Genomic DNA, 16,279 nt, shown 5'->3' with positions numbered 1-16,279 from the left:
CGAACCGCCCCGAACTGGGCGGTGCGCCATTTGGTACAGACATCACTTCGCATGAGTTACACCGGGGACCAGTTGACCTCGCAGGACAGCCGCGATCGCAGATCTCGACGACTCATCTTTGTCCGGCCAGAGGTGACCATAGGTATCAAGCGTCGTCTTCGCTGATGAATGCCGGAGCCGAGCTTGGACGACCTTCACGTCTAGGCCGGAGGCGATCAACAGCGAGGCAAAGTAGTGCCGCAGGTCGTGGAATCGGAACCCCTCCGGCAAGTCTTCAATCTCCAACCGTGCCCTACGGAAGTTGGTCTCGATCGTGTAGGGCGCTACGGGCCGGCCGTACTCTCCGGTCACGATGGTCGTCGATCCCCATTTCGTCGGGTTGTAGTTCAACTGCAGCGCCAACTCCCTTGGGATAGGGATGGGCGTCTTAGACATCTCCGTCTTCAACGGCTCGTTCGGGTACTGAATCTCGGGGCTGATGAAACCTCGCATGAAGTCGACGTCCTGGACCCGGAGCGCGGCGACCTCGGCCACCCGTAGACCCGCGAATGCGGCAAGCAAGACCGCCGGCCGCATACTCGCCGGCATCGCATCATGCAGAGCCCACACCTGATCAGTCGTCGCCACATACGGACGCGCCTTGCCAGCACCCGGGGAGGTTCGACGTCCCGCAGGCGACTTTGGGATCAGCCCGTCGTGCACCGCGTCGGAGAAGAGGTGCGACAGCCGAGCATGCAGCGCGTATACCGTAGAGTCCGCGTACCCTTCAGCTTTCAGCGCCGCGGTCCATGAACGGATCTCCGATGGACGGACAGCCGACAGGGCCTTCGTCCCGAAAGCGGCCTCAATGTGCTTCAGATGAGACTTCGCCTGGCGCACAGTCGCGGGTCGCTTGTTCTCGTAACCCTTCATCCAGACAGCACACCATTCCCCCACAGTTGTCTTCGCCGTCTTCGGATCCACGTACGTCCCGGTGACGACCGACGCCGTCACTTCATCGAGCCACCTCTGAGCATCCACTTTCCGCCCGAAGTGCCGCGCATGCTCCTTGCCCGCATGGTCCCGGTAGCGTGCCCGCCACCGGCCGTCAGGCCTCTTCTGGATGCTCGCCATCGCGCTCCCTGAGTCCCCTCTCATAGGTCGACCGAGGGTCGAGGTCGAATTCCTTCACATACTCGATTTCTGATTCAGTCATATCGCGGACATATTCGTCCCAATGGTCGTGAAGGTCGCTCAGTCGAATGAAGATGTCAGTGAGTTGGTTCTGGATGTCTTCTATCTGACCATCCAAGCTGTGTCGGGAAGTCTCCAGCCACGATAGGTGGGACAAAGTAGCCGAAAGTCGATCCAGGGGTAAAAAGGATTGGACCGGAGTGCCGAAATACGCAGCTATGACGGCCGCTTCAGCAATCGACGTCGGTCGGTCCCCCCGTTCAATCTTGGCAACCATCGTCTGAGTCGCACTGAAACCCCGATCACTGAGTCGTCTAGCCAACTCTTCCTGCGTCAGCCCACTGGCGAGCCTGAACTTACGCAACGCCTCACCAAAGCTTGCTTTCGCAATGTCTCCCACGCTCAAACTATTCTCCACGAGACTTAGCCTACATTCCCCAGAAGTTTGACACCAGCCCCATTCACCCCAACAATAGTTCATAGGGGACTGAGAGTTCATTCCCCACAACACTAGGAGGATGGAGTGGCGGTTTCGATGGTTATGAAACTACTAACGCTGGACGAGGTGGCAGAGATGCTGCGCAAGACACCTGCGCAACTTCGCTGGATGCGGCACAACGGGACGGGCCCGCGCTGCGCCAAGCTCGGTGGACGGGTGATGTACCGCGAACAGGACGTCATCGACTGGGTGAACGCCGCCTTTGGCACTGACGAGCCGGCATGACCGAGCAGAAGGTGTACGAGAACTGCAAGCATCTCTCGAACCAAGGCGGCTCCGCGTTCCGCTCTCAGTTGGCCGATCAAGCCCCTGATCACTATGGGAAGGGTCAATCAGTATGAGCAACACGTTCGGCATTGAGCACATCAATCAGATAGTCGAAATCACCTACACCGAATCACAGTCAGAACAACCACTGCGCATAGTTGGACGGCTGCAGGGGTTCTACGACAACGGCAAGGGCGTCCAATGGTGGATGGCTGGGCGGTCCACCAAGCGCTACGCAACTCACTACAGCCTCCGCGCCTTGCCCCACAAGGATCCCTCCACGCACAGCGAGCGAGAAGCAGGAGGACAAGATGTCGTAACGCCGACGGGACGACTCTGCATCAAACACCTGCGACGCCTCATCGAGATCAGCTACACCGTCCCTGGCTGTGACACCCTCTACCGCATCGCGGGACGACTACAAGGTTTCGATGAAAGCCCCGACGGGTTGGAGCTATGGATGGACGGCCGCTCTCTGAAGCGCAAAACTTCCTCATGCTCAATCGTCGTGCTTACGGAAGCCAATCAGTCCATTAGAAGCGAAAGACCGACACCTATCGAACTAGTGGGAGCGAAATGATCAGCGCCGAGCGACTACTTGTCGACCACATCCACCAACTCACCCGCGAACACAAGGCAAGCCACACCGACACCGATACTGGCATCGTGTCCTACCCCTCCGAGATGTCGCTCTTTGACCAATTGCGTCTCGAACAGGCTTCCGGGAGGCGAAACACGGGTGGCACAGGTTCTGGGTCGAGATCCCCAATCGCGGTCCAAGCAGTCATACTCTGGTCCGAGATTCGAGAAACCTTGAATACCAGGCACATTCAGATCACCGGCACTGACGTTCCCGGACTTCCTCCCGAGACCAAGTTGCAGAAATGGGGAATGCATGCGCTTGCGGATCCCGCGGGGAAGGAGCAGACGGACTGCCTTCGCTCGGTCGCGGGTTGGGTACAAGCCATCAGAAATCTCATCAACCCTGTTCACCGCATCGAAGTTGTTGGGACCTGCCCAGTTCCAGAATGCCTATCCACCCACGCCTGGACATGGGACGAGGACGAATGGGTTCGCAACACCGCCATAACCGCCGCCGGCCTTGAAGCACAATGCGGCGCATGCGGATCTGTGTGGGCCGGCCCCGACCTCCGAGAATTGCCAGCGCTAATGGAGGCTGCCGCACGCCACGTGGTGAAGATGTCGGAGGCACAAGGCATGGTCGACGCATGACCGTGCGCAAGCGACAAGGGATCTGCTTTCACAAGCCGCATGTGGCGCCCACGGCCCGCAAAACGCGATCAAGTGGCGGCCTGAGTCCGAATAAACGTCAGCGACACCAGCGCGACTATGCGTCTGTGGCGAATATCTCGAATGCGGCGGGAAATACATTAGCTGCCGCCAATAGAGCCATTCTCACACCATAAAACTGATTCATAATGCTCTATTGAAATTAACTTTCATGTCTGCAACGCCGCATTTTCAAGTAGGCGTAAGTAAGTTGACACCTATTGAAGGGTGTATCTAATCTCAAGGCGATAGTTATTCCATACGGCAAACAAAAAAATTCGAATCAACGTCAATCAAGAAGGGCCACATGGGGAAATCATCCGATGCCACTCAGACCGAGTGGCTAACGACAAATGAACTGGTCGAAGAGCTAGGGATCGCACTCCAGACGTATTACAACTGGCGACAGGAGGGCCGAGCACCTAAAGCGATCCAGTTGGGCAAGACGCTGAAGACGTCCAGGGCCGACCTGAATGAATGGCTCGAAGAACACAAGACAACCGGACGCACACCCCGCGTCGTACGCAAATGACACACGGACGGCCGGACCGAAATTCCGGCAGAAGAAAGCAGAAGGCCACGGATGCAGTCGCCAAACACGTCACCCGTAGCCTTCCAAACGGTCTCGTAGCAAGGAAACCATCCATGACGCATCATACCAATCAGGCACCGCCCGAATCTTTCAGCCAGGATCCGGAGAACCCAAACCTCTGGTGGGGAACCAGACGCGAGAGCGAAGCGCATTCGCTTTGTCCCATCTGGACCTCCGAAGAAGGACTTCGCATCGCTGTCGAACCGACATATGAGGTGACGGTGGCGGAGGCACTCACATTCGCGTCGGACCTCGCTGGTGCAGCTGTGGAGCAGGGTGCCATAGAACCAGTCGAAGCAAAGAACGTCGATCGCGAGAAGATGCTCGATTGGCTACGCGGAGTCCTCCTCATCAAAGGTCACCTGACACCTCAGGAGTGGAACGAAGCAGTTGAAGGCATGAACCTGCCCGCCCCTAGCACAGATTCACACTGAGGATGACCCGGTGGCACGAATTAGAAGTATCAAACCTGAGTTTTGGTCCTCGCCAAGCACTGCAACAGCTTCGGCAGTGGCCCGTCTCGCATTCATCGCTATGTGGAACTGGGCCGATGACCACGGCCGCGGCACCGCGAACCTCAAAGAGCTTGAAGGGTTCATTTTCCCGAATGACGACCTCGCGGAATTGAGCAGCGGAAATACCGTGCATTTCCGTGAAGTAGTAGCGGAAGTTTCAGAATGCTTCAACGTGACGTTCTACACCGTCTCAGGGAGGCCGTTCTACCAAATCCCCTCGTGGGATAGCCACCAGCGCAATGAGCGTCGCGCCGCCCAATCGAAGTACCCCGGACCTGACCAAGCAGATAGCACCGGATCCCCTCTGACTACCGGAAACGCTGGGGTTAGCGCGAATGCTGACAGTGAATCACGGAAACTCCGTGACGCTGTAGCGGAAATACCGCACACTTCCGACGCTGGAACAGGGGAACAGGGGAACAGGGGAACAGGGGAACAAAATACTTCCTCACCGGCTACGCCGTCGAGGGTGCGCGTCCCGTCCGGAGCTTTCGAAGTCTTCTGGCAGGAGTACCCGCGCAAGGTCGGCAAGGCCGCAGCGGAGAAGGTCTTCAAGCGGGAAGCACTGAAGCATGGTGCTGACTCCATCATTGAAGGCGCTCGCCGACTCGCACAGGATCCGAACCTCCCCGAAGCGCAGTTCATCCCCCACGCATCTACCTGGCTGGGCAGGGGCGGCTGGGAAGACGAACCGCTACCGAGTCGCAAGCCCACCGGGAAGCCCTCCACGAGGGAACGTCTCGAAGGGATTCAAGCACTGAAACGCAGCCCATCCCCCCTCAACATTCAGCGCGAACTACAGAGCTATGGAGAAATGCCATGACTAATAGCTATGACCCCGGCCGGAGCGTCAGAGCTCGGGCAACTGTAGAATCCAATGCTCCCCCGTCCTGCGTCCGAAGCAACGCCTCCACAGCACACCCGAAGGATTCCACCAGGTCAAGAGACCACAACTACCATGGAGAAAAGCATGAATGACTACCCTCTGTACCGCGAGATCCCCGATCCCTTCCAGGCTGTGCAGGTTACACGCGAGAACGGCGAAGAGCTTGCGGCATGGTGTGGAGGGGCATGGATCCAGGAAGACGAAGCAGTGGGCGCCCACATTTGGATCCCAACACTCGACACATCGATGCATGACTCACGAGCACTCGTCTGCGACTACATACTGAAGAACGAATTCAATGGGCGCTTCTCGCGGATGGACGAGAACGAATTCAACAACAACTTCGAGCTGTGGCCCAGCGAGGGACTCCCGCCCGGGCACTACAACCCCGAGACGGGTCTCTACAACCCGAACGAGTGACTGATCGGTCAGCGCCCTCAACGCCGAATGACAGGCTTGTAAGTAACGCGCATCTAGGTTAATCTGGAGGTACAGCGCACACGTGTACCTAGCGAAGGCCGCCGTCGATCCCCATACGATGGCGGCCTTCCGCTCGGATCATCCGATTAGGATCGCTCTGTGGTTTTTTTCGCCTTCATGGTCCACCCAGGTGAATGTAAGTATGCCGCGCTTGCCTCCCTTTGCGCGCACATTCAGGGAGGCCCGCTGACCGGTCTCAATGGCACTCAATCCGACAACCTCGGGAAACTGTACCTCGGCACTTGCATCGCGGTAGACGAACTCCTCAAGCACTAGGGTCACTGCGCGAGAACGATTGTAGACCTCCAGGGCAAAATGCAGCTCGTCCCCGAGCAGGCCGCCCTTGAAGGTTATTTGCAAGGCCTCCTCGCTGGGAGGAGTAACCTCGGATTGCAGCATCATTGACGCAACAGGAATGCCGCTGAGTGTGAAGTCTTCCAATCGATTCTCTTCATCGAAAATCAGGTTCCTCGCCTCGCTGCAGGGTCCGGTGGCTTCGCAGACTTCGAAGCCACCATTGATGTTCGCTACTGATCCTTCTTCGACATCCAGTGAGACCGACTGATTCGCCATGTGAATGTTCTGCCTGATGGTGGCGTATTGAGCGGCCGGCGATTCTGGAGAAGCGTACGCGAGAGCCATGGTGATACGCGGTGCAAACTTTGCGTCCGGCGCTTCGGAGCTGTTGGTAACTGCTTCAAAATATTGACGAGCAGAATTGCTTTTAGCTGATGCTTCGCCTGGTGTCGGTAGTCCAAAGAATGGCCAAGCCCATCCGATGATCGAGATCACCAATGCGAGCACCGCGATAATGGTGGCAGACCGGCCTGATGGCGCTGGCTCTGTCGCCGGTACGTCACTTCGTGCATCTCTCGGAGCAGGCGCCGATTCTACGTCGGAGGCTGGGGGAGACTTCTTCTTTCCCATGCCTCAGCATAAGGGCCTCATCTCGGTCTCCGCGAGAAACCCATTGTGTTTCCCGTCCTCGCCGGGGGATCTTTGCTTTGCGTAGAAGGATCACCCATGGACCAGGCAACGCCGCCGGTTGAAGCTCCGACCTACCCTTGCGGGCACCTTCGGGACTTCTGGAACACACGCATCATCAGGGGCATCTTCCACTGCCACGAGTGCACTAAGCGCAAGCGATGAACCCGCGCGGAGGAACACTAACGCTGGGACCATCTGCGATGAGCTTCCATACTGGAGCAGACGGCAGACTCGCTGTGTCCTACAGGGCGGCAACGCTCACGTATCAGGCGGAAGAAATCGAACATACTTCCGAACCAAACCCATAGGACGGACAGACCATGCTTGCACTTGGCATCATCCTCGCCCACCTTGTAGGCGATTACCTGATCCAGTCGCACTGGATGGCTACGGAGAAGACCAAGCGCTGGTGGCCCGCCATCGTGCACGGCGTCACCTACACGCTCCCGTACCTGTTCGTCACACAGTCGGTGCTGGCACTGCTGGTCATCGCGGGTACGCACATCGTCATCGACAGGCTGCGCCTCGCCAAGCACATCATCTGGCTGAAGAACCAGGTAGGACCAAAGGCTCACCGCCCCGTATGGGAAGACGCCAAGGCGACAGGCTACCCATCGAGCACACCGGCATGGATGTCCGTGTGGCTGATGATCGTTGCGGACAACACCCTGCACCTGCTCATCAACACGGCCGCCGTGGTCTGGCTGTAGCGGGTAGCACCGATGGCATGGGGTACCAGTACCCGCTCCCGCCGGCTCCCTGCTGACTGGCCTGCTATCAAGGCAGCGGTGAAGCGCAGGGCTGGTGGTAGATGCGAAGCGGGCAGGCATCACCCTGACTGCGACGGCATAGGGGCTGAAGCCGATCACATCCGGGCCGGCGACAACCATGCCCTGTCGAACCTGCAATGGCTCAGCACTCCCTGCCATTGGGAGAAGACCAAGCAGGAGAACGCGGCACGCAACCGGCAGGCCGCGAAGCTGAGACGCAAACCCACCGAACAACATCCAGGGAGACTGACATGAAACTCAAGATCATCAACACTGTTGGCGGCCACAAGGTAGGCGACGAGATCACTACCACTGAAGGCGCAGGCTCGTACCTCATCAACGCGGGATACGCGGAGCAGGTAGAGACCAAGGCCAAGGCGAAGGAAGACTCTGACGGCAAGCCAGCAGGCAACGCCAGCCTCGAAGAGTGGACCGCCTACGCGCTCGCCAACGGCAAAACCGAAGAGGACCTCAAGGATCTCAAGCGCGATGACGTCCGCGCACTCTTCACCGAGTAGACTCAAACCACTGGTCAGGGTCGAGTCGCTCCCCGCCAAACGGGTGGGGGGTGACTCCCCGACACAAAACCCCTCTACCGCCGGATAGCAATTCTCATCCTGCGTGCGCTTCTTCTGGCTTTTTCCCACCCTCTGGCACCGCTTGAGCGCTTCTCTGGCGGCCTTTTGCGGGGTTGGTGGATGGATTTGATCCCCTGATGCGGCGTATCGGCGCTGACGGTTTGCCCTTCTCTCCTCTCCTGCAAATTCCGCTAGATCATGCGGATTATCCGTAACAGGTGCGGTAGACTGTAGCTATGGCTGAGAGACGGTGCGGGTACTGCAACGCTGGGATTGGGTTGCTGCGTGAGGGTGCGAAGTTTTGCTCTCCGAAGTGCCGCGTTTATGCGTCCCGCAAGGCCACTATCCCCGCTGAAATGACAGCTAAGGCCCGCTGGGTTCGCCGGAATCGCCGCAAGATGCCGCTGACCGTTGTCGGCCGGAACGCTTCCTCCACGGACTCTTCAACGTGGTCCGAATACTCCGTGGCTCGCCGCTCCAACGTCGGGGCTGGCCTCGGTTTCGTCCTGGGTGATGGCATCGGCTGCATCGACTTGGACCACTGCATCAGTGACGGCGTGGTCGCTGACTGGGCGCGCGAGGTTCTCGACTCCTGCCCAGCTACTTACATTGAGGTTTCCCAGTCCGGTGAAGGCCTCCACATCTTCGGCCTGCTCCCTGAAGGCGGTGGCCGGAACATCCGTACCGGTGAGAAGGCCATCGAGTTCTACTCCGCCGGCCGGTACATCGCCGTCACTGGCAACAGGTTCGAGGGTTCGCCGTCGAGTCTCGCAGATTTGTCCGGGGTTGTTGCCTCGGTCGTTTAGTGCCCCTGGTGGGCGCGCATAGCGTCCCGGGAGGACATCATCATGGCTGTTTCAGCACCACGAGGACTCGAAGCTAAGGGCAAGCGTCTCTGGAAAGACATCACGTCGAACTACGAGCTCCGCGCTGATGAGTTGGACACTCTGGAGGACATCTGCCGGGAAGCGGATCTCATCGTCCTGCTTGAGAAGGAGCTTGACGGCGCTGACCTGATCGTCACCGGCTCGCAGGGGCAGGATGTCGCCAATCCGATGATCTCTGAGCTTCGCCAGCACCGTGCCACGAAGAAGGCACTCTGGGCGAGCCTGAAACTCCCGGATGAGGGTGGGGCTACCGCAGGCAACCAGCAGCGAGAGGCTGCGCAGTCCCGTTGGGCTCAGTCGCGTGGCAAGGTCTCGTAACACTGCCGCCCTCATCACTTCTGCCGAATCCGACTTCGCGGAGATCATCCGCTGGTACGAGAACCTCCTAGAGCAAGCGCGTCCGCCCTCTGGGCTGTTGTGGACTCCGGTGAAGATCGGCCCGACGTGGCAGTACGACAACGGCTGGCATCTCCCCCGCTACACGCTGGGCTGGAGGATCCTCGCCTGGTGCGGGTACTGGCTGAAGGACAAGCACGGGAAGCCGTGGGCGTTCACCGCGGAGCAGACCAGATTCATCCTCTGGTACTTCGCCGTCGAAGAGTCCGGTGACTTCCTCTACCACTCCGGTGTCCTGCAGCGGTTGAAGGGCTGGGGTAAGGATCCCATCGCGGCTTGTCTGTCGATGGCGGCCATGTTCGCGGAGGTCACTTTCGACCATTGGGACGGTGACCGGCCTGTCGGCCGGGATCAGTCGAACGCGTGGATCCAGATCGTCGCTGTGTCGCTCATTCAGACGCAGAACACCATGAAGCTGTTCCCGTCTCTGATTACTTCGGAGGCGCGGAAGCACTACGGCATTCAGGTGGGTAAGCGGAATGTGTGGGGCGCTGGCGATGAGCGGCAGATCGAAGCGGTCACATCTTCGGTGATGTCCATTGAGGGCGGCCGCCCAACGCTGGTAATCCGCAACGAGACGCAGAACTGGAACTCCTCGAACGCTGGGCACGAGATGGCCGGCGCGATTGAGGGTAACGCGGCGAAGTCTGACAAGGAATCGCCTGCCAGGATGCTCGACATCTGCAACGCGTACCGGCCGGGTGAAGATTCGGTGGGTCAGCGGATGCGCGAGGCGTATGAGTCGACGTTGGGCGATGATGCGGAGTTCGGTGAGTTCGGTGTCATGTACGACTCGCTGGAAGCTCCGCCTGAAGCGCCGTTGACGCTTGACGCTGCACCTGAAGTTGTCCGGTCCGTGCGTGGTGACGCGCAATGGCTTGACGCTGAGGGGCGCATCAAGAACTCCATCGCGAACCCTGCGAACTCCCCTAGTGAGTCTCGGCGCAAGTGGTACAACCAGATCACTGCGGCTGAGGATTCTTGGACGGAGCCGCTGGAGTTCGACCCGCTGAAGGATTCCGAGAAGGTGTTGGAGCAGGGCGAAGAGATCACACTGTTCCTTGACTGTTCGAAGTCCGACGACGCTACCGGCCTTGTGGCTTGCCGTATGTCCGATGGGCATGTGGTGACTCTGGGCATGTGGCAGCGGCCGCCGGGTAAGCGCGGTGATGGTTGGCTCGCTCCCCGCGAGAAGGTCGATGAGACTGTCACTCAGGCATTCGACAAGTACACGGTGGTCGGGTTCTTCGGTGACCCGTCGCATGTGCGCGACGACGAGACCATGGACCGCTACTGGGATCCGCTCTTTGACGAGTGGCACATGCGGTACCGGCACAAACTGCGGGTCTGGGCGTCGGGGTCGAAGAGCACCAAGAGTTCGAACGGTCACGCGGTCATGTTCGACATGTCCGCACGGGATAACACCCGCGCGTTCGCCTCATCGGTGGGATTCACCCTCGAAGAGATCAAGTCCAAGTCGTTCACATGGGATGGAGATGCTCGTTTGCGCCGTCATGTGTTGAATGCCCGCCGGTATCCGGTGGATGGGTATGTGTCCATCTCGAAAGACAAGCGCGAGTCGAAGAACAAGATCGATCTCGCGATCTGCATGGTCGGTGCCCGGATGGTGCGCCGTTTGATCCTGAATAGCGGCAAGAAGAAGGGCGGTGGGCAAGTATGGTGATGCGCCCTGCGGATGTACTCTCCCTCGCCAACGATGTCCTGATTCCGGGCTGGCAGCTTGAGCGCCAGAAGCTGGACAAGATCGACAACTGGTTGCGGTGGTCTCCGGAGAAGGTCCGGGTGCCGCAGTCCGCCGATCAGGAGGAGAAGTACCTTCGGGACCTCGCGGAAACTCCGTGGCTTGGCCTTGTGGTAACTACGGTTGCTCAGCAGCTTGTTGCCGAACTGGTCCGCTCGCAGAAGTCGAAGGACATCGAGAAGCTGTGGGCGCCGTGGATCCGCAACCGGATGCCTTCCCGGCAGCGCGCTATTCACCGTGCCGCTCTCGGTTACGGGTACGCCTACACGACGGTCCTGCCCGGTGATTCGGGAGCGGTCATCCGTGGGTACTCTCCGCGGGACATGTTCGCGGTCTACGCGGATGAGGTTGAGGACGAGTACCCAATGTACTACCTGCGGGTGCGCGGCGATCACCGTTACATCGTGGACGAAGACGCTGTGCACGTGCTCGGCATGGAGAACGGCAAGCTGGTGTTCATCGAACACCGCATCCACGGCGTTGGAGTCGCTCCCGCCATCCGGTACTCGAACCAGATCGACCTTGAAGGCCGCACGCCTGGTGAGGTTGAGCCGTTCATCCCTGCTGCGCAGCGCATCAACAAGACGACGTTCGACCGCCTGCTGGTGCAGCATCACTCATCGTGGAAGGTCCGCACGGCCACTGGCCTTGAGGACCCGAAGAGCGATGAGGAGAACGAGCGCCGGAAGATGCTCCTCCGTCAGAACGACATCCTGACCGGCGGTGAGGGTGTCACGTTCGGCACGCTGGATGAGACGAGCCCTGAAGGTCTCATCAAGGCGGAAGAGACGGACATCGAAACGTTAGCCGCTGTCTCCCAGACGCCGGCGCACGCGCTCACGGGCAAGATGATAAATCTGTCCGCCGACGCGATCACCGAAGCGCGCGCAATGCTCGACCTGAAGGCCGGGGAACGCAAGGTCGGCTTCGGGGACTCGCACTGCCAGACGCTCCGCCTCGCCTCCCACGTTGAAGGACGCAAGGAAGACGCGGAGGACTTCAGTCTGGTCATGGACTGGGCTGACCTTGAGTCCCGTTCCATGTCGCAGGCAGCAGACGCGTTGGGCAAGATGGCGACGATGCTCGGCATCCCTCCGGAGAAGCTGTGGGATCGCGTCCCCGGCATCACACCCGATGTGGCGAAGAACTGGCTGGACTACAAGAAGGCCAACCCGACCCCAGAACAGCAGTTGGCTGCGTCTCTGGACCGTCAGTCCAATGGCACAGACGGCTGAGGGTAAGGAACTCACTGAGGCCAACCGTGTCGCGCAACTCGCTATCTCCAGCCGTGCCATGGCGGCGTCGAAGATCCTTTGGGATGGTATCGACGTCGCCCGCATTGATCGGTCTGTAGAGCGCTGGTTGCCGGCGCAGTTGGCGCTTCTGCGGAAGTTCCACAACGACTCGAACCGCACGGCGGCCACGTACCTGAACGAGTACCGGCTTGCTGAAATCGGTCAACCTGCTGAGGTTGTTCCGGCCACGTTCGCCGCGGCGAAGATGCGTGATGCGATGCTCCTCGCGGGTCCGGTCCGGACGAAGCTCCTCATCGGGAAGGGCATGAACCCGGACGAGGCGAAGCTGAAGACGTTTCCGAAGCTGAGCGGCATTGTGCGTCGGCAGGTGTTGGATGGCGGGCGCGGGTCGGTGGTCAACACCGAGTCCGGGGACAGCAGGGCTATCGGTTGGCGCCGTGTGACTGACGGCAACCCTTGCACTTTCTGCGCGATGCTCGCAGCCCGCGGCCCCAAGTATTTCTCGGCCGAACGGACGCAGGGCAACGTCCTCCGCCCGTCAAGGCAGGGAGACATGCGCCTGCTCTACCACGGGCACTGCGGATGCACATCGGAAATCGTCTACGGCGAATGGACACCGACGAAGACCGAGCAGTCCTACATCAACGCGTACGACGCTGCAGCGAAGGAAGCCGACAAAGCCGGCGAATCACGGACTGCAGACACCATCCTGCACCGGATGAGAGCTAACGGAGCGTTCAACGACTCCCCCAAGATCCGCACCGCCGAATAGCGGTGTGCAAAGAGCCGCCCTGGTGGCGGCGCCGAACGAGAAGCCCCGGGAGGGCACATGTCAGAGCAAGCAGCCGAATCGACTGAGGAAGTCACTGAGGAGACCGAAGCCCAGGAGGCGGAGGGAACCGAAGAGGACGACACCGAGGAAGAGACCGTCGACGTTGAGAAGGTGCGCGACAAGCTCCGGAAGCTGAACAGCGAGGCTCGCAAGCTTCGCGAACGCACCAAGAGCGCCGAGGAGAAGGCGAAGGACGCCGAAGGCAAAGACACGAGGATCACGTCCCTGGAGGCCGAGAACCTGCGTCTACGCGTCGGAGTCAAGCACGGTCTGCCGGAGGCGCTCATCAAGCGCCTGTCTGGGACGACCGAGGAGGAAATTCTGAAAGACGCTGAGGATCTCATGGAGCTTTTCGGCTCGAAGAAGCCTCCGACGAACCGCCCGAAGGAGAAACTCCGTGGTGGCGGTGACCCAACTGGTGAGCCTGATGAGCAGGATCTCGACAAGTTGGCGCAAGGAATCTTCCGCTAGACAGCGCGTCTCCGACCACGGAGGTCGTGCCAGCAACTACCCAATAGGAGGCCCCCGTGGTCCACACCCTTTACACCCCGGAACAGGCGGCACGGGCAACGCTCGCGTCCCTGCGCTGGCTCAGCAACCTTCCCCGCACCGTCCGTCAGGACTTCTCCAACGAGTTCGTTGCTGGCCGCGGCCAGACCGTCAACGTACTCGGCCCGGTCAGCGCCGGCAAGGCCAAGGTTTACACCAAGGCCAACCGCACCGCGCGGGATGCCATCCAGTTCAATGAACTGGATCAGGCATGGTTCCCGGTAACCCTGGAAAACCAGGTCTACAACGCCCTGCGTCTCCCGGACGACTGGGCAACGTTCACCCTGACGAACCTCGCTCAGCAGGTCCTCAAGCCACAGGCTGAGTCCGTCGTTGACGAACTCGCTGCACCGCTGATCGCGCAGATGGTCGCTATCCCCACGGATGCGTCTATCCCGACCGTCGATCCGGACGGCTCGAACTTCCTGCAGACGCTCATCAAGTCCCGTCAGGTTCTCAATGAGCGCCACATCCCCACGGAGGGGCGGACGTTCGCTGTCGGCGCGGACCTCGAAGCTGCGGCGCTCTCCCTGCCCCAGCTACAGAAGGTCAACGAGGCTGGCACGTCGGAGACTCTCCGCAATGCCACCATCGGCCGCCTGTTCGGCTGGAACATCGTTGCTGATCCCACGCTCCCCGCGGACTTCGGCATCGGTTACCACCGGGACGCGTTCGCGCACGTCACCCGCCCGTCGCGCTCGCCTGAAGGTGCAGCGAAGTCGGCCACGGTGGCGCAGGACGGATTCGCGCTCCGCTGGATCCAGCACTACAACCCGCTGCAGCTTGAGGATCAGTCCATCGTGGATACGTTCTACGGTGCGTCTACCCTTGACGCTGACCGGGCTGTGTCGGTTTCCCTGACTCCGGCTACTCCGTAGTGGCGGCCCCGGCACCACTGGCCGGGGTCCAAGAGCTCGCTGACTGGATTGGCGAGCCGATCCCGGCCGATTCTGCTGAGGCGAAGCGTGCCGCTCTTGCTCTGAGGGCTGCGTCTGCCCTGGTTCGCGATGAATCAGGGCAGACGTGGCTGGGCGAGGACGGCGCACTGGTCGCGAACGTCCCGGATAACGCGGTCATGGTCACTCTGTACTGCGCTGGCCGGGTGTTTGACAACCGCGAAGCGCAGATCCGCGGAGGCATCGATGACGCTTCCGATGGCTGGCTTGTGCAGGAGTCCGGAGCGTACCTGACCGTATCCGAACGGCAGCAGTTGTCCGGGCTGAAGGGCTCAAGCAACCGTGGCATCGGCACGGTCGCAACAACCCGCTCCGCTTCTCCCGTTGTCGGCGCCGGTTGGGTGCCCACTGAGGGCGGTCCGCTGTTCCCCTGGTACTAGGAGGCACCGTGCGTAAAGAGGTGTATCTGAAGCGCCGGCGGAAAGCTGCGGAGCGTCTAATGGTCGACAAATGCACTATTTCCCGGGAGACCGGGGAGTCAGTGTTCAACCCGCAGACGGGCGGCTACGACACTGTGTCTGCGCCGGTCTACTCCGGGAAGTGCAAGGTTCAGTCCCAGCGCTCGACCGCGGCAACGCCGGAAGCTGGGGAAGCCCAGTTCACGGTTGTCCGCAGGGAAGTGCACGTCCCCGCCGGTACTGACGTTCAGGACGGTGACCTCATCGAGATCACCGAATCGGAACTGACGCCGGTTCTCGTGGACCGGGTGTTCCGTGTGGAGGGATTCGTTCCCGATTCCTTCGACACCGCATTCCGACTCCCAGTGGAGGTCTACACATGAGCACTGATGCGAGCGAGCTCCGCAAGCTGGGCATGGATCTTGGCGCTGTTGCGAGTAAGGCTGCACCGCAGATCGGTAAGTCTGTCTCGAAGGGCGCTCTGAACATCAAGAATCAGCTGCGCCGGGAGGCGAGCGGGTCTCAGCACTTCGGGCACCTTGAGCGCGTGATCGATTACGAGATGGTGTCCGTTCCCGGAGCGTCGGCGGCGGACATCGGACCGAACAAGGCTCTAGGCGGGTCGGCTTCGCTGGCCGGTATCGCCTACTTCGGGTCTTCGAGGCCCGGTGGAGGCACCCTTCCCGACCCGGTGAAGGCGCTTGATGCTGAGGCTCCCCGGTTGGAGTCTGCCATCGCGGACATTCTCGGAAAGTCGTTCTCGTGATCCGGGAGCACTATCTGGGCGTGAACGCGCTGATTCCGGCATCCCCTCTCTTCGCCAAGCACTTCGGGTCCGTGCAACCCAAGGTTCTGAATGGCGTAGAGCAACCACTGCAGTACCCGTACGTAGTCCTTTGGGGCGATCCGGGAACTGAGGGCACTGAAGCGCTGTCCGGAACCCCTGACACCTTGGATCTCCGCCTACGGGTGACATACGTTGCGGCGGGCTTCGAGCAACTGATGTGGCTGATCGATCAGGTGCGGCCAGCGCTGAGCCAAGCCATCCCATCGGTTCCCGGCTGGGTGCCAGGTCGGTTGTTCCAGCAGTCGTTGACGGATGCCCAGACCGACTTCGATGTGACCATTCCCGCAACCAAACGCAACCCCATGTTTGCCGTGGACGAGTTCCTGTTGTCCTCGCAGCGCCAATGACAAGGAGGCCCA

General features: G+C 60.2%; 23 protein-coding genes. 20 read left to right on the top strand and 3 right to left on the bottom strand.

Annotated elements, in window-relative coordinates:
- Window positions 1-42 precede the first annotated feature (42 nt).
- Both M1D74_RS07230 and M1D74_RS07225 read right to left on the bottom strand, forming a co-directional pair.
- Window positions 43-1,113, bottom strand: coding sequence for a tyrosine-type recombinase/integrase (locus M1D74_RS07230; protein ID WP_458116993.1), 1,071 nt, complete (start codon window positions 1,111-1,113; stop codon window positions 43-45).
- Complete coding sequence (locus M1D74_RS07225) at window positions 1,088-1,573, bottom strand: helix-turn-helix transcriptional regulator (RefSeq protein WP_458116992.1); 486 nt, start codon at window positions 1,571-1,573, stop codon at window positions 1,088-1,090. The genes M1D74_RS07230 and M1D74_RS07225 overlap by 26 nt, the downstream gene beginning before the upstream one ends.
- A gap of 123 nt (window positions 1,574-1,696) precedes the next feature.
- Here M1D74_RS07225 and M1D74_RS07220 point away from each other — a divergent pair, with 123 nt between their 5' ends.
- The 7 genes from M1D74_RS07220 (at window position 1,697) to M1D74_RS07190 (ending at window position 5,642) form a co-directional block, all read left to right on the top strand.
- Complete coding sequence (locus M1D74_RS07220; protein ID WP_458116991.1) at window positions 1,697-1,897, top strand: helix-turn-helix transcriptional regulator; 201 nt, start codon at window positions 1,697-1,699, stop codon at window positions 1,895-1,897.
- A 112-nt stretch (window positions 1,898-2,009) separates the two neighbouring features.
- Window positions 2,010-2,519 (top strand): hypothetical protein, encoded by a 510-nt coding sequence (locus M1D74_RS07215; protein ID WP_458116990.1) that lies wholly within the window; start codon window positions 2,010-2,012, stop codon window positions 2,517-2,519.
- A complete protein-coding gene (locus tag M1D74_RS07210; protein ID WP_458116989.1) occupies window positions 2,516-3,172 on the top strand; it encodes a DUF7341 domain-containing protein in 657 nt (218 codons plus the stop codon). Before M1D74_RS07215 ends, M1D74_RS07210 begins: the two co-directional genes overlap by 4 nt.
- A 364-nt stretch (window positions 3,173-3,536) precedes the next feature.
- The gene (locus tag M1D74_RS07205; RefSeq protein WP_458116988.1) at window positions 3,537-3,761 is read left to right on the top strand and encodes a helix-turn-helix transcriptional regulator; all 225 of its coding nucleotides are present in this window, start codon (window positions 3,537-3,539) and stop codon (window positions 3,759-3,761) included.
- Between the two features lie 113 nt (window positions 3,762-3,874).
- Entirely contained in the window at window positions 3,875-4,255 is a 381-nt protein-coding gene (locus M1D74_RS07200; protein ID WP_458116987.1) for a hypothetical protein, read from the top strand.
- A gap of 76 nt (window positions 4,256-4,331) precedes the next feature.
- The gene (locus M1D74_RS07195; RefSeq protein ID WP_458116986.1) at window positions 4,332-5,159 is read left to right on the top strand and encodes a hypothetical protein; all 828 of its coding nucleotides are present in this window, start codon (window positions 4,332-4,334) and stop codon (window positions 5,157-5,159) included.
- Between the two features lie 147 nt (window positions 5,160-5,306).
- Window positions 5,307-5,642: a hypothetical protein gene (locus M1D74_RS07190; RefSeq protein WP_458116985.1), complete on the top strand. Its 336-nt coding sequence runs from the start codon at window positions 5,307-5,309 to the stop codon at window positions 5,640-5,642.
- Window positions 5,643-5,780: 138 nt separating this feature from the next.
- Here the strand turns inward: M1D74_RS07190 and M1D74_RS07185 are convergent, their stop codons facing one another.
- Window positions 5,781-6,506, bottom strand: coding sequence for a hypothetical protein (locus tag M1D74_RS07185; protein WP_458116984.1), 726 nt, complete (start codon window positions 6,504-6,506; stop codon window positions 5,781-5,783).
- Between the two features lie 503 nt (window positions 6,507-7,009).
- Between M1D74_RS07185 and M1D74_RS07180 the strand changes: the two genes are divergently transcribed.
- The 13 genes from M1D74_RS07180 (at window position 7,010) to M1D74_RS07120 (ending at window position 16,267) form a co-directional block, all read left to right on the top strand.
- Entirely contained in the window at window positions 7,010-7,399 is a 390-nt protein-coding gene (locus M1D74_RS07180) for a DUF3307 domain-containing protein (RefSeq protein WP_458116983.1), read from the top strand.
- Between the two features lie 311 nt (window positions 7,400-7,710).
- Entirely contained in the window at window positions 7,711-7,977 is a 267-nt protein-coding gene (locus M1D74_RS07175; protein ID WP_458116982.1) for a hypothetical protein, read from the top strand.
- Between the two features lie 296 nt (window positions 7,978-8,273).
- Entirely contained in the window at window positions 8,274-8,843 is a 570-nt protein-coding gene (locus M1D74_RS07170; protein WP_458116981.1) for a hypothetical protein, read from the top strand.
- Between the two features lie 42 nt (window positions 8,844-8,885).
- Window positions 8,886-9,242: a hypothetical protein gene (locus M1D74_RS07165; protein ID WP_458116980.1), complete on the top strand. Its 357-nt coding sequence runs from the start codon at window positions 8,886-8,888 to the stop codon at window positions 9,240-9,242.
- The gene (locus M1D74_RS07160; protein ID WP_458116979.1) at window positions 9,226-11,004 is read left to right on the top strand and encodes a terminase; all 1,779 of its coding nucleotides are present in this window, start codon (window positions 9,226-9,228) and stop codon (window positions 11,002-11,004) included. Before M1D74_RS07165 ends, M1D74_RS07160 begins: the two co-directional genes overlap by 17 nt.
- Window positions 11,004-12,317 carry a phage portal protein gene (locus tag M1D74_RS07155; RefSeq protein ID WP_458116978.1) on the top strand — a complete coding sequence of 438 codons (1,314 nt, stop codon included), beginning with the start codon at window positions 11,004-11,006 and terminating at the stop codon, window positions 12,315-12,317. Before M1D74_RS07160 ends, M1D74_RS07155 begins: the two co-directional genes overlap by 1 nt.
- Entirely contained in the window at window positions 12,301-13,110 is an 810-nt protein-coding gene (locus tag M1D74_RS07150) for a VG15 protein (protein WP_458116977.1), read from the top strand. Before M1D74_RS07155 ends, M1D74_RS07150 begins: the two co-directional genes overlap by 17 nt.
- Before the next feature lie 57 nt (window positions 13,111-13,167).
- A complete protein-coding gene (locus tag M1D74_RS07145) occupies window positions 13,168-13,641 on the top strand; it encodes a hypothetical protein (RefSeq protein ID WP_458116976.1) in 474 nt (157 codons plus the stop codon).
- Between the two features lie 56 nt (window positions 13,642-13,697).
- Window positions 13,698-14,597: a hypothetical protein gene (locus M1D74_RS07140; protein ID WP_458116975.1), complete on the top strand. Its 900-nt coding sequence runs from the start codon at window positions 13,698-13,700 to the stop codon at window positions 14,595-14,597.
- Complete coding sequence (locus M1D74_RS07135) at window positions 14,597-15,055, top strand: hypothetical protein (protein WP_458116974.1); 459 nt, start codon at window positions 14,597-14,599, stop codon at window positions 15,053-15,055. Before M1D74_RS07140 ends, M1D74_RS07135 begins: the two co-directional genes overlap by 1 nt.
- Window positions 15,056-15,063: 8 nt before the next feature.
- Entirely contained in the window at window positions 15,064-15,456 is a 393-nt protein-coding gene (locus tag M1D74_RS07130) for a DUF6093 family protein (protein WP_458116973.1), read from the top strand.
- Window positions 15,453-15,839 (top strand): hypothetical protein, encoded by a 387-nt coding sequence (locus M1D74_RS07125; RefSeq protein WP_458116972.1) that lies wholly within the window; start codon window positions 15,453-15,455, stop codon window positions 15,837-15,839. The genes M1D74_RS07130 and M1D74_RS07125 overlap by 4 nt, the downstream gene beginning before the upstream one ends.
- Window positions 15,836-16,267, top strand: coding sequence for a hypothetical protein (locus M1D74_RS07120; RefSeq protein WP_458116971.1), 432 nt, complete (start codon window positions 15,836-15,838; stop codon window positions 16,265-16,267). Before M1D74_RS07125 ends, M1D74_RS07120 begins: the two co-directional genes overlap by 4 nt.
- The last annotated feature ends 12 nt before the right edge of the window (window positions 16,268-16,279 follow it).

This window comes from Arthrobacter sp. D2-10 (assembly GCF_054161285.1).
The sequence above is the reverse complement of the archived record's forward strand: the minus strand, read 5'-3'. Positions and strand labels throughout refer to the sequence as shown.